Source organism: Flagellimonas yonaguniensis, assembly GCF_029193885.1.
Taxonomy (GTDB): Bacteria; Bacteroidota; Bacteroidia; order Flavobacteriales; family Flavobacteriaceae; genus Flagellimonas; species Flagellimonas yonaguniensis.
The window spans coordinates 154,394-167,658 of sequence record NZ_JARFVB010000005.1 but is presented as its reverse complement, the minus strand read 5'-3'; the positions used below and the strand labels follow the sequence as shown (position 1 = coordinate 167,658).

General features: G+C 41.0%; 15 protein-coding genes. 2 read left to right on the top strand and 13 right to left on the bottom strand.

What is annotated here, in order from left to right:
* Positions 1–4: 4 nt before the first annotated feature.
* Genes PY092_RS10480 through PY092_RS10425 form a run of 12 tightly spaced genes read right to left on the bottom strand, consistent with a single transcriptional unit; the run spans position 5 to position 9,384 of the window.
* Positions 5–544: a conjugal transfer protein TraO gene (locus PY092_RS10480; RefSeq protein WP_275615800.1), complete on the bottom strand. Its 540-nt coding sequence runs from the start codon at positions 542–544 to the stop codon at positions 5–7.
* A 1-nt stretch (position 545) separates the two neighbouring features.
* The gene (locus PY092_RS10475; protein ID WP_275615799.1) at positions 546–1,508 is read right to left on the bottom strand and encodes a DUF4138 domain-containing protein; all 963 of its coding nucleotides are present in this window, start codon (positions 1,506–1,508) and stop codon (positions 546–548) included.
* Positions 1,509–1,511: 3 nt separating this feature from the next.
* Complete coding sequence (gene traM, locus PY092_RS10470; RefSeq protein WP_275615798.1) at positions 1,512–2,507, bottom strand: conjugative transposon protein TraM; 996 nt, start codon at positions 2,505–2,507, stop codon at positions 1,512–1,514.
* Positions 2,504–3,124 carry a hypothetical protein gene (locus tag PY092_RS10465; protein WP_275615797.1) on the bottom strand — a complete coding sequence of 207 codons (621 nt, stop codon included), beginning with the start codon at positions 3,122–3,124 and terminating at the stop codon, positions 2,504–2,506. Before PY092_RS10465 ends, traM begins: the two co-directional genes overlap by 4 nt.
* A gap of 46 nt (positions 3,125–3,170) precedes the next feature.
* Positions 3,171–4,082 carry a TraJ family protein gene (locus PY092_RS10460; RefSeq protein ID WP_275615796.1) on the bottom strand — a complete coding sequence of 304 codons (912 nt, stop codon included), beginning with the start codon at positions 4,080–4,082 and terminating at the stop codon, positions 3,171–3,173.
* 10 nt (positions 4,083–4,092) lie between these two features.
* Entirely contained in the window at positions 4,093–4,710 is a 618-nt protein-coding gene (locus PY092_RS10455; protein ID WP_275615795.1) for a hypothetical protein, read from the bottom strand.
* Entirely contained in the window at positions 4,707–7,256 is a 2,550-nt protein-coding gene (locus tag PY092_RS10450) for a TraG family conjugative transposon ATPase (RefSeq protein WP_275615794.1), read from the bottom strand. Before PY092_RS10450 ends, PY092_RS10455 begins: the two co-directional genes overlap by 4 nt.
* Positions 7,241–7,564: a DUF4133 domain-containing protein gene (locus tag PY092_RS10445; protein WP_275615793.1), complete on the bottom strand. Its 324-nt coding sequence runs from the start codon at positions 7,562–7,564 to the stop codon at positions 7,241–7,243. The genes PY092_RS10450 and PY092_RS10445 overlap by 16 nt, the downstream gene beginning before the upstream one ends.
* Before the next feature lie 12 nt (positions 7,565–7,576).
* Positions 7,577–7,936 (bottom strand): hypothetical protein, encoded by a 360-nt coding sequence (locus PY092_RS10440; RefSeq protein ID WP_147378610.1) that lies wholly within the window; start codon positions 7,934–7,936, stop codon positions 7,577–7,579.
* Complete coding sequence (locus PY092_RS10435; protein WP_275615792.1) at positions 7,869–8,219, bottom strand: hypothetical protein; 351 nt, start codon at positions 8,217–8,219, stop codon at positions 7,869–7,871. The genes PY092_RS10440 and PY092_RS10435 overlap by 68 nt, the downstream gene beginning before the upstream one ends.
* 9 nt (positions 8,220–8,228) lie before the next feature.
* Positions 8,229–8,693: a hypothetical protein gene (locus PY092_RS10430; protein ID WP_275615791.1), complete on the bottom strand. Its 465-nt coding sequence runs from the start codon at positions 8,691–8,693 to the stop codon at positions 8,229–8,231.
* A gap of 10 nt (positions 8,694–8,703) precedes the next feature.
* Complete coding sequence (locus tag PY092_RS10425; protein WP_275615790.1) at positions 8,704–9,384, bottom strand: ParA family protein; 681 nt, start codon at positions 9,382–9,384, stop codon at positions 8,704–8,706.
* An 814-nt stretch (positions 9,385–10,198) separates the two neighbouring features.
* Between PY092_RS10425 and PY092_RS10420 the strand changes: the two genes are divergently transcribed.
* Both PY092_RS10420 and PY092_RS10415 read left to right on the top strand, forming a co-directional pair.
* Positions 10,199–10,585, top strand: coding sequence for a hypothetical protein (locus PY092_RS10420; protein ID WP_275615789.1), 387 nt, complete (start codon positions 10,199–10,201; stop codon positions 10,583–10,585).
* Complete coding sequence (locus PY092_RS10415; RefSeq protein ID WP_275615788.1) at positions 10,582–12,876, top strand: relaxase/mobilization nuclease domain-containing protein; 2,295 nt, start codon at positions 10,582–10,584, stop codon at positions 12,874–12,876. Before PY092_RS10420 ends, PY092_RS10415 begins: the two co-directional genes overlap by 4 nt.
* Positions 12,877–12,890: 14 nt before the next feature.
* On the opposite strand, the gene PY092_RS10410 is transcribed toward PY092_RS10415, so the two are convergent.
* The gene (locus PY092_RS10410) at positions 12,891–13,262 is read right to left on the bottom strand and encodes a hypothetical protein (RefSeq protein WP_275615787.1); all 372 of its coding nucleotides are present in this window, start codon (positions 13,260–13,262) and stop codon (positions 12,891–12,893) included.
* Positions 13,263–13,265: the final 3 nt, after the last annotated feature.

Here is a 13,265-nt window from a genome sequence, read left to right as displayed (position 1 = left end):
ATTTTTAAAAGAGGAAATACCGTAGACCCAATCCAGCATACGGATAGAATTGGCCTACATCGCTATTTATATGGAAATATTCATTGGCCTTTAGCAAGAGGGAAAAGTCGTTGTTGAGGGTTATTTCTCCTTCAATTCCGACGAAAACCCCATATATAAATTGACTTTTGGCATCCAGAATGGCACCATTGGACAAAAGACTATTTCCGTTATTGATGACCTCATAACCGAAAATACCGCCACCGCCAACATTGATGGCATATTTCTTAAAGTTCTTCTGCTCCCAAACTTTAATGAAATACCCTGGCTGTACTGTAAATATGTTGTAGGGAATATCGAAACTTCCTTTATCCTCCGCAATGGCTGCAAATACACTTAATTGTGCATATCGGTTTCGGTTCAAATGGTAATTATACGTCCCCATAATCCCGAAACCATCTTCGGCGTAACCCCCACTTAGCCCTACGGAAGATGCATAGTTGCCACTTTGGGAGTAGGCCAAAGTTGAAATAAAAAGTGCTAGAATTATCGTATTGATTTTCATTTTAAAAGTGTATAGGGTTGTTGATAATTTCATGGCCTATCTTCAATGAAAGATTTCGATTTCCGGATTCTTCATCCAATTCAACGACCACCTCTTTCTTTTCATCCAAAGCAAACTTTTTAAAGACGATTACAAAGTGGTTTTCACTTTTACCCGAAACCGTTTTTGGTCGTTTGTAAACGAATACCGGTTCCAAAGGCATTTTTTGGTTGCTACTGCTATTTTTATAATTAGTGGCCAGTTGATGCTTAATGAAGTTGATGTCCAAGTCAAGCCCCTCTTTGTTCTCGATACGGTACTGAAAATAGAGTTCGTCCTCATTGTAATACACTCCCTTTAGCCAAAGGAAAACATTGTCCAGCCTTGAGAAATAACGACTAATCTTTGCCTTATCGAACTGTATATAATTGCATCGCAGACGGTAATATTCCATGGGGTCTTTTTCGTAGAGTTCTTTTGTAGCCCTGTCAATAGAATTTGTTGCCGAATCTTTGGTTGATATTGTGAGTTGTTCTTCTGGAATTTCTATCCGTTTTATTTTTGTTTCTGAACCTGAATCCGCAACGTCCAAACTAATTGACTTGGAATTACCATTGATATTGGTGATCGCCTTTTCGGGCTTGATGTACCACGTAAACTTCTTTGGTTTTTCCTTTAGTTTCAAAATAAAGTCATAAACGTTACCTGATTCGGTAATTACCGTATGGTTTGTGAGGTTTTCTTTTTCAGGTGCCAACTCATCATAGTATAACTTTAAGATTCGCCCATGGAATTTACTTCCAGCGGCCTTTGGCAAATCCGCTATAAAACCAAAGTCGTTACCGATAATACTTTCCGAAATATTCTCGGGAAATATTAAAATGGTCTTGTACTTTTTGGAAACTTCCAAAGTATCGGTACAGTATTGTGCCGTACCCTTGCACATCATCATTAAAGCCAATATGAAAAAAAACTGTTTTGCCATTTTTTATGCTTTTGGTACTAGAATTACACGATCCCCGTTGACCAGTAAAATCTTATCTCGTTCTTTGTATTTTTTCTTTTGGAAAAAATTGCCAAAAGACCTTACTAGATTACGGGCCAAGGGCGATTCTACCGATTCCCCAGCCGCTTCGGATAGTTCGTTTACACCTTCCCGTTCAATATTCGCCCTAAATTCCTGCATTAGTGCTCCTGCCCGCTCATTGTGAAGTCCTATCATTCCATCTTCTTTATCCATAGCTGTCAATGACATCTTTACATTGTCGATATTGGTTACTTCCAATATTATCCGTGAACCTTGTATGTTTGAGGTGGCATAAACAAAAGTGTTCTTTGGAAATCGCTTACCGTTGTAATAAGTATCCTCCTTTAAAATCAATTTTACGCGATTACCAGGAAGAATGAACTGGTCGCGATAGATGGCTGCATCAAGGGAAATTGAATTGGCGGAAGGTTTATTTGAGGACGCTACGTAGGGTGCGGAATAATCCTGACTTCGGGAAAGGCGTTCGTCACGTGCTTCCATCATCAGTTTTCGATACTCCAACTTTTCCTTAAATTCAGTTTTAGGATCGGCAGTCGATTTTTGTGTTGCAGCAGGCATAATTTCTGCGGATTCCATCGATGGTTTATCATCGAATGAAAAAGCGTTCAGTTCTTCCAGAACCAGTTCCAAAGAATCATTTGTCCGTTTGGTCTCCACGATGTTTTTCAACGTGCCATTATTGCGTAATCGTTCCAAAGAATCCTCTTGCGATTTTTTGTAAAGCTCATTGGGTCGTTGGACTTTAAGTTCATTCTCTTGACCGGGAAGCTTGTTGTTATAACCGTCGTCCTCCGCCAATGGCCTGTTTTCTTCTCCGAAAGAACCTAGACTGTTCACGAGAAAGTATATCGTCAGGAGCACGACAATCGGAGCCGACAACGCAAATAATTTGTGCTGTCTTACCCATGTATTGAATGTTTCGCGGTCAAGTTTCATTGTAAATCATTGTTTTCTAGAACATGGAACCGGATAATCTTTAACCCGTTCAAATTATTAGGTGTTGATTTGGTCTCCAAGAGAAAACCGCTGGTCACTAGATTTCGATATTCCGTCTTTTCATTCTTGCGTATTTTTTGTTTTCCCATAAACCGAAAGGCAAAGGGGTAAGCGGAGTAGTCGATATATAGCGAATCTTGCTCCACTTCAATGGAATAGTCGCTTTTGGCGACATCCTCATAATAGTTTTGATCCAACAGGCGGTTGTACAGCCGCTTACCGGAATGGTCTATCATATAGAGTGCCTTGCCCTCTATATTCCTTTTAATAAATCGTAGGTCGGGTTCTAACGAAAAGAACAGTTCGTGGAAGTTTTTTACATGTCCTTCGCACAAAATATCGAGCGCACGTTTGGGGTGGTTAATGCGCACAGCGGCCAATTTTTGTCCGTTGTCAAGCAAATAAAAACGGTTTTTTGCGCTTTCGTTCGTTTTATATCCAAAGTAAATATTGAACAAAGTGCAACCTACCGTAAGAGCTAAAGATATATAAAGAACCCTGTTGCTATTAGCACGAATCTTGTTTAAATCGTTGAAAATGTGATAAGTATCGTTCATCTGTTTATGCGCAATCGTTAAAAATCCATATTTATCGTTAAGGTGTTTACTGTATCAATGTTCTTACTCCCTTTGTAGCCCCTCCCGTCTTGGCATCGACCGTAGTTTGTGCTGCTTTTTTGGTATAGTGTTTTGTACGCTCCTTTAAGTGACCTGCACTTACGTTCATTCCCTGAACAATGAAATTGGAGAGTACCGGTGCCTTGAAATACATAAAAACGTTCATGAAAATCAAAAGCCCGCTCGTGAGTACCAACCCCAAATCGGCTTCTCCGCCCTGAAGTATGGAACCGATCAGCTTGTCGAGAATGTTCAACATGAAATTGTCAATGAGGTACAGCATGGGGATCCATAAACAAACGCTCATGAACTTTTGTAGCCACGCCTTCCACATTCCCCCGAACACGGGAATGAACGAAAGCCCGATATTCAAAGGGCCGAAAATGATAAGAACGAAGAGGTAAATGACTGACATCGCCTTGATACCAATGAATACGACCGCCGATATGACCGATGCGACCATGACGACCACGGAGGTTATGGAACTGAGAACAAACGCCTGAAATGCTTCAGGATCTGCACTTAAAAGTACCCAAGACCAGGCATAATCGGAAGAGGACTTCACTTGTGCGACCAAGACCTTCATTTGCAATATGTCCCAAGAAATATCATTGCTCTTAAAGGAGTTGCCGATGCCCTGATAAAAATCAAGGATGGTCATTGTAACTACTTTGTAATTGAGCAATAAAACGGCCAAGGGAACCCATTTCAGGTATTCCAAAAAAACTGCCCTTGTTTGGGGGTTCACAAAGACCCTAAGCGCGAGCAATGCGATACCGATAAAGGCGAACTGCTGCCCAATATCGACAATCGCATCCGTCGCTTCGAACGCATCGGCGATGTACCGGTCGAACATATCGTTGACCGTTTCGCGTATTCCTTTTTCCGTGACCTGCATATTCCTGTTCTTATTCTTTGTTCATATTGATCAAGGACAACTTGGCCTCCCGAAAAGCGTTGATTTGCGAGAGTTTGTTATTGTAGGCGATCAAGCCGTCCAAAAGCTGTTCGAGTTTCGAGTTGATGCCGCTGACTTTTTTTAGGCGCTCTTCGGGAAGGATGATGGATTTGGTCTTGATAATCCCATTACATTGTTTGAACAGGTTTTTGGCCTCTAGAATCGCATTGGCCGTATAGCCTGCAAATTCCTGAATTTCATCCTGCTCTAAATGTTTCCATTTTTGGATGCTGTTTTTGGAGGTGCTGTAGGCTTCAAGAATCTTGTCCTTCAAATCCATGGTCATGCTGACATCCGTTGATTTCATTACATAATCGGGGGAAGTCTTTTTGGCATCGAGTTCTTCCTTCAGTATTTTTCTCGATTTTGAGGTCTCGTTGTTGTTCTTTTCCATCAGATTGATGAGTCGCCCCAAGTTCTTGTTGACAGCCTTTAATTGGATGTTTATGTTCATCAATTGGCTGTTGACCATACCAACGCTGGCATTGGTAGCGGCGTCCGTTACGGGTATTTGCGCCGCCATAATAAACGGAACAATCGTTACTAGGATAAATAGTCTTCTTTTCATTTGTTTTTGTTTTTAGGGGAATTTTCGTAGGCGTAGGCCTTTGCGGTAAGCTCCCAATTATTATGATTGTTAGTGTATAGTTTTTTGATCCTTGAGCTTTCCGTAGGATTGGTCTCGTAGATACATTTTTCTTCCACCGAGGTTTCCACTCCATATACTTTTACCCTGTCCATCCAACAAAAGGCGACCTCACGGAACTTCCGGCCTTCCGGAAGGTCTTTATTGATGGATAGGATGAGTTGCTTCTGTTTTTCTCCAAGACCCATGACGGACTGGATTCGGTCAAAAGACTGAGCGAAATCCCGCATATCCAAAAAGACCTTAATGTGGGAATTGACCACAATGGCGTTTTTGAAAATCTCCGAGGAGGTAAAGTCATCCACCTTCTGTGAAATAAAAATAGGTTGGCCACCAAGTTTTCGCGCCATTCTCGATTGGCTGTTGAAATAATGTACCAGTTCCGGTCTGACCAATGCCTTCCATGCCTCGTCTACCGCTAAGATTTTATTTATGGACAGTTTCAAGGGGTCGTGCATTTTCTTATTGAAAATTTCCATGACCATCAACGCGATAATGGGAAATAACAGCTCGTTGTCTATAAGTTTACCCAACTTGAAGTACACCACCTTTTGGTCGCTAAGCCCTGTGATTCTATTATCCTCTTTATTCAACAAATTCCCTCTGGGGCCATCGGAACGGTATTTTTCCAATAGGAAGAGAAAAACATTGGGATCGAATTTTTCCTTCGGAATTTTCTTGGCTTTTATCAAAGCCACGACCTGCTTCTTACAGAATTCGAAAAAGGTATCGAACTTAAAATTTGAATCATCGTTCTCCCACATGGCACCATAGTAGCCTGAAACCAAAAGTTCAAGAACGGTATTCGTAACCTCAAGATCATTGCCATTGTCCGTACTCCCTGTAATCAATTTTAGCAAGGATACCAGATGTAGCAACTTACTTTCCGCCAAGGTCTTTTTCTCGGTGGTCGATCGGATAAAATCATGTTTGTCCAGTAAAAACGGGTTGAAGGTAAACGGGCGAGCATCGTCATGTTGTAGAACGACCCCACCGAATACCTTGGTCAGTTTGTCGTAGGAGTTGCCATCCTCCATGATAACGGCCTCGCCGCCCTGCCGTAGTTCGGAAGCAATATAGTGATTGACATAGTAGGACTTACCACCTCCCGATCCGGAGGCGACAAGCATACCACGGTTGAATATCCAATCCTTTTTTTCGGGTTCCCGGTAGACACTTACCGACAAGGGCCGCCCTGAAATCCGATCGACCAATCGCATTCCATAGACCGAATTCGTAGCATCCTTGTAGCCGCCCTCAAAATAGAGTAGGGAGGAGGCCATGTCACTTGGCATGGGCATGTACATATCCGAGGAAATGCCTATGCCGTTTCCCGGAACCCCTGCAAAAAACAAGTTCTTTCGATCTATGGTATTCTGTTTTGCGTTTATTCTTAATTTTTTGAAGGCCGAGCCAACGGAATTTTCCATCTGTCTTTGATGGTCTTTTCCTTCATCAAAACCAAATACGTTCAAATGATAAAAGACCGTTTCCTTGTGGTTTTCAAGAACCTCTTTTGTGTACTCATAGATTTGATCGGCGAAAATGGTGTTACTATCATCCTTCTTTCCCGAACTGAACCGTTGAAAGCTCTTGGCTTTTCGTCGAAGGCTGGCCAAGGCTTTCTCTTGATTCGGGATATAGATGTATTGGTTGATGATATGTTCATGGGATACCTTAAAGCCCAAAGAGAAAAGGTTACCGATGGGGAAGCGATTGTGCCGGGTCGTGAATTTGCCGTACAGTTCGTGGGAGCCGATATGGTCCTTGGTAAACTGGTCTAGGTTTTCGAGCGTGAAAAATTGGCCCTGTTTGTTTCCAATGTTGACGCTATTACCACAAAAGTCAATATCCCTCAAATTTTGGTTTTTTTCGGACAGTCCGAAATATTTGGCGTACAGTCCGTTTTCTGAAAACAGTTCGTCGTATTCCAATATGTTGGATTTGATAAGTCCGGTCGAATTGATCAAGTTGTTGACGCTCGTTACCTGGTTCTCGAAATCCGCCAATACATTAGTATCAATGAATTCTTTGGGGACCGTATGGTTTAGGTAGAAATCCCTGTTCTTGTCCAAGAAACCGTTCGCCCGTTTAGAACTGTACTTGATATAATTTTTGGGCACGATACTGATATACAGATAATGGGTCCCTTTCAGATAAGGACGGTCTTCAAAATGGTGCTCGTTGGCCCGTTCCAAAAAATCGCCTTGCAAACGTTCCTTGATCGGACGATAATTTTCCTGAAGGAAAAAATCCTGCCTGTGGAGCAGCCGGTTCGGCCCTAGAACGGCGATAATATTAAAGAACAGTTCTTGAAGGAGTCCATATTCCGACGCATCCAATGTGAATACTTCGGGAAGTTCCAATTGCAAAGGGATAGTCACACACCCCTTTTCTTTCGCGATCAAGGATTGCCTTTCATAACCGTAGATGGGGAACGCATCCCAAAGTGCTACCTGTTTTTCCATAGCAACAGATTTTCAAACGGATTGGAAACTTTAATTGTATCAGGCTTTTGGGAATCCGCCAGTTTTTTGACAAAGCCGTTAGCGCCATAGGTTCGGGAATAGAACAACAGTACAAGGAAGACGATTGCGATGACGATGGCCATCAATAGCAAGGCCCAGATTATCGGAATAAAGGTAGAAATTACCAGACCGAGCATGATGGCTGTCAGTACCAAATACAGACAATACCTAATGTATTTGGCCTTGAGTCCTTTATATAGGACATCCTTTTGCAGCCCCTTTTGGATAGGGATATACTGATTCTTCATGCGACGGGAAATTTAGATGTTGGCAATTTCCTCGCCGATGGCGATCAGGGCAAAAAATATGGCGATACCGATGACGGCCTTACCCAACTTATTGGCAAGATCGGTCTGCTGGTCGCGTATATAGAGATAGGCAAGCCCTGTTATGGCAATGGCGACACCGGCAATGATCTTGATGATGTCAACGATTTCACGGGATAAGGTCTTGGAATCGTTCTTAAAATCCTGTGCCTCCTGTAATAGTTGTTCGAATTGCCCGTAGGAGCAAAGAGGAATGCAGATTAGAATCAGAACTAGGAGAAATAGTTCAGGTTTCGGAATCCGGCGGGTCTTCTTCCGCCGTATCCTTGTTGCGGATAACTTTGAGTTTTTCATGCTTTTTGCGAGTTAAGGAATTTGAATCATCATCCAATGAACCCTCTTTAAAAGCTTCCAGAAGCTTTGAAGTGTCTTCCACTTCGTCTATCTGGTCGAGTACAGCTCCTAAATCGGTCTGTTCATTATTTGATTTATTTACAAATTTATTATTTATATGCAAATAAGCAAATTTTTCTGAATCTTTTTTCTTTGAAGTTCTTTTCTTTTTGAGCAGCACCCACGAAACGTAGCCATAATAGATAAGGGCCAAACCGATCAATATGTACCAATAGCTACTCATTTTTCTTTATTATTCCTGTTCGATAAGGTTTAGCAGTTTCCTGAACTTTTGCTGTATAAAATCTTCCAAAACCTTTCGCATCAAATCATTGCGATGGGTTTTGATCTCTAATTTATAGGATGCTCCCTGTGCCAATTTCTCATATTTGGCCATACACTCCCTACTAAGTGAGAGCACGAACGATTCCTTTCTGTCCCTGAAACTTTCCGCTTTTAGGAACTGTTCGAACTTTTGTACAGCATATCCATTGCCTTCCGGTGCATTTTCACATTTTTGGGGTTTCGAATTCCCAATAGCCGTAGTTTCGTCCTTTTTCTTAACGGATTTTCGCTCAAAATGTTGTTTGTTCTCCACCGTAGACTTGCTAGGCACCCGTTCGTTTTTCAACTCTTCCAAAACATCCACGGTTTTCTTGTTTTTCTCCGCCATTTTTTGAATAAGTCCTAGCGTATCAATTTTCCGTTGTTTTTTCATGATTCCACTTTTAACGCGTTAATTGGGCAACTTCCTTAAAAAAATGTTTGATATCCTTCTCCCCCAGCTCCTTATGTTGGGGAATGGGGTAGAGGGTATTTCGGTACCGTTCCTTGTAAATGGTTTTGTCCTTGACCACACTTTCCATCATCGGTATGTCCGCTTCAAGGAATTGTTGGCGCAGCACCGCAAATTTGTTTTTCTTGACCAACTTGTATTTGTTGAAGAACAGGTGGATACTCTTTAACATCCGTTCCTCATTGTCCAGGAAATTGTTTTTCAGGGTAAAATAAAAATGGGAAGTGCTATCGATTTCCAGTTCGTCATGATCGAATGGTACAAAGACATGCTCCACATATAAAAGACCTTTGACCATTTCCACGTTCAGGCTTCCGGGAAGATCAAGTATAATATAATCCACCATCCCGTAGTGCTTGACAATGGTATCCTGTAGGGTAGCAACCGTCACAGGTTCTATCGGATAAAGTTCTATGGATTGCCTTTCTTCCTCATCCAACGATTCCAATTCGCGCTGTCTTTTATTGTAAATGGAATATTGAGGATTGTCCAAATCCAATAGTACCACTTTTTTGCCCTTGGCATAAAAAAGGTCGGAGGCCAAAATGATGTTCAAGGTCGTTTTTCCGATACCTCCTTTTTCGCCGACGACACTAATAATCTTTGTTTCCATAATTCATTATTTAGTTCGTTCGATAATTATTTAAATGACGTATTGATCAATGCACTAATCAATGATTTATACACCTAAATAGTTATATAATTAATGATGAATATAGAGATATAAAATGTTAATATACAAGCATTTATGAATTATTTTCCAACACAAGACCATATAAGACCATAAGGGTTTAAATGGGTACAGGGACTGAATCGATATGGTGTTACGGAGATTCTTTTCTATCTAAAAGGGAAGAAAACGAAATCGGAAACCGTGACTATTCCATACTACTTTTTAAGTGCGGGTAGCCTATTTGTTTGAAGAGATAAAATAGACCTTACTTCGGATAAACGTCAAAAGATACTATCGCCATGGAACGGTAAAAATCGATTGATCAATGCTCTCCCAAAGTTCCTGCGGAAGCCAAGGAAGCCTATCGGCACCCTTGGCACCCTCGCAACCGCGCAAAAGCCCATGGGACGAAAAGGTCCCATGCACTTTTTTGGCCAATCACTATTTTTGACACTCAATTTACCGATTGAGACTTTTTTGGATTTTATATATACCAAAACAGCCGGCGGAAGTGCTACTAAATGACCGATTACGCTTTGAAAAGAAAATTAGAAGATGTCAAACAACTCATTAAAAATTAGCATTGATGTATTTTATCCAAGAATCGATACACTTGTCGAAATACCAATTACTTAGCTAAAATAATAGCTTATATTAAAATTCGTAGAATTTTGCAAGATATTTTTTAAGTAACTTAAAACTACTACTTCTTACGAAGTGAAAAAACGCAAAAGCGAGTAAAATCGGCTCCGAAATGGCACAAAAAACAGGTAGAAAACCGTTAGGCAAAAACAAGAGGAAACATGATATCATGTTGCGCTTCAATGATAAGGAGCTAGGAATGGTCAAGAAAATTTTGGCATCCTATGATTTGGATTTTGAAAAGCGCGGTATTGCTGCACCATTTCTAAGACGTCTGATATTGGACAAAGAGATGGTAGAAGAAAAGAAGCTACCTGATTTCTCGGCCAAACTGATCTATCAAATCAACAAAATAGGCATTAACATAAACCAATTGACCACAGTGGCACGGGCTAAAAACCTTAGAAGTCCGTCAGCCAAATTGGAAAGCGAAGTAGAAAGAGCGAACGAATTGTTGATGGGAATCATGGAGCTATTGAATGAAAAACTGCATAAATGATAGCCAAGATATTGTTTCGTGAAACTGTACATGGCGTGTTGAACTATGTATTCGGTAAGGAAGGAAGCATCATTTTAGGCTATCCGAACACCTGTTCGGAATTTGGGCTGTCGCCTGAATTTTTCACGAACGTACTGCATTTTCAAGGCCAACGCCATGCTACCGAAAACAGGTATGTACATATTACGATCAACCTTCCCCATGGCGAGCGGCTAGACGATACCACTTTTTACCAACTGGGAAAGGATTATATGGCAGAGATGGGCTTGGGAAACCAACCCTTTTGTGTAGTCCTTCATGAGGATACAAAACATCAACATATACACCTTGTTTCAACGGTAGTTACCGAATCTGCCTCCCTGATCTCTATGTTCAATAGTTACCGGAGAAGTATGGCAACGCAAGCGTACCTTGAAAAACGCTATGGTCTTTTGCCATCGCCCCAAACCCGACAAAAACAGCACAGGGAACTTCCGATATACCGATTTCCGGAATTCCAGTTCAAGCCCGATGATTCAAATGGCACAAGGTTCTATATACAGGATGTAATGAACGGCCTCCTTCAAAAGCACAAGGTGCGCAGTTTTGCCGAACTAAAACAATTGGCCAGACCCTACCACATCATCGTAAATACCATGACCCATGAGAGTGGAAGGGTAGGGGTAGCCTACGGAATCGATAACCAAAAAAAATACAAGACGCAATTTATAAACGGGTCGACCGTGCATCCGAAATTGAGCGGGCCGAAACTTGTGGCTATTTTTGAAAAGAATTCCAAATCGAAATTATTGGCGATGCACAAAAAGCGCTTGGAAAAGCAATGGATGACCACCTTAAAACTTTTTAAAAGCATTCGTCAGGAAGATCTACCGGATGTCCTGAAATCATATCAAAACATAGACTGCGAATTATCGTACGGAAAGAATAGACAATTGAACGAGCTAATCATTTATGACAAATCAGGTTATGTCTTCTTAGCCTCCGAGATCAGCTCCCAAATGGATTTTATCCATCACCCACAATTAGAGGACGATGTGAACGGTACAACCTGTTTGGACGAAAACGGGAAGCAATTTTTACTTGAAACCCGAAAACTCATAAAAAATGCTTTTTACGAGGCCTATTTACAAGCCAACAAAAGTGATAGGTCGTTATCCGAGTTTGTAATAACTAAAAATCTGAGGGATTTGTTGCCTCATATCGCAGGCTCTGAACGCTATTCTTTCCTAAACCATTATATGAGCCAGGATAAGGGTAAAAACCTATTGAAAGTTCTGAAAACCGAATTTGAGGGTACACGTAGGGAACTCCACAAAACCGAATCAAGAAAGGAAATGAAAACCTTGGAAGACAGAGTTTCACTATTCAAAAACGTGTTGGAAGCCAATGTGTTCGATGCTACCAAAAGCCTCTCATTTAATCTACTTCAGGGTTTGGGTCTCAAATATGTCGGGGGTAAAGTTTTCTTTAGTAATTCCAAAGCCCATTCCGTTGAATTACTTATTGAGGATTACAAAATGCCGGAAGTGGGCTCATCCTATATATCCACGGGTAGTATCAACCAAAACGTGAAAGTTCTTGAAACGCTCACAGAAACCGGAACAAGTAAGCCATCGGATTTGAACGCAACTTCTTTATTCCTTCCTTTATTGCTGCCCGAACTTTATGAATCGATGAACCCAGAATACCAAAAACAGTTTGAAGCACTCAGTTTAAGGGCATATCTCAGAATGGCCGAACAATTCAACTTACCTCTTGAAAAATCGCCCGTCGATTACATTAGGTTGTTCAATGCCAAAGGGTTTTATTTTGAGAAAAAAGTAGGGAAAGTTTACCTACGCTCACTTTATTCAAAAAATGAAACCAATATTCCGCTTTCTACGAAAACCCAGGCATATCTAAAATCCAGCACGGATTTGGATGCTGTCTTGGCTGCTCAAATGGAGACCGTCAACATATCAAACGAAAACGGTCAAATGAATCTTAAAAATTTATGGGTTTCATATCTCATCGAAAGAGGCGTTTACGGCAGGGCAGCCTACATGATGGTTTATGAGGGTGTACGACCGAATTTACATCGTGAAGCACTGGAATATCATAAGAAGAACGGGTTGCGGGAAAAAATACACGCTGAGTCCCAACAAAAAATCAATACCCAACAGGCGGCTATTTTACGCAAAAGTGTTTATTCGTTCAGTTCGCTTTTAAGCGGAAAATATAAGGAAGAGGTGTTTAACGGCTTTAGGGACGAGCTTACGGATTATACAAATAAAAAAGGTCTTTTTAGATAATTGGGTTGTGTACTTTAGTTTCGAAATCGACCTGAAAGATCATCCCAAATTTTTCCAGTTCTAGAAATGGTTGTATCCTTACGGAGTATATTGCTTAGTTCCATCATGAGCGTTTTACCAACTCCCCTGACTCTTTTAAAATCATACAAAGTAATGTCTTCCAAATAATCGAAAGGGACTCTGGATGTATATCGGGTGTTCTTCAAAAGGATATTTTGCAATCTTAAAGAAACACCTTGCTTGGACTGCAACCATTCCTTTATCGGTTTCTTTTGCGTCCTAAGAAGTTCACGGTCCCGATACATTTCAATAACATCGACCAGATGATCATGCAATTCGATGACCTCTGAATCATCCAAACACTGAAAGAGCTTTTTTAAATCCATGTT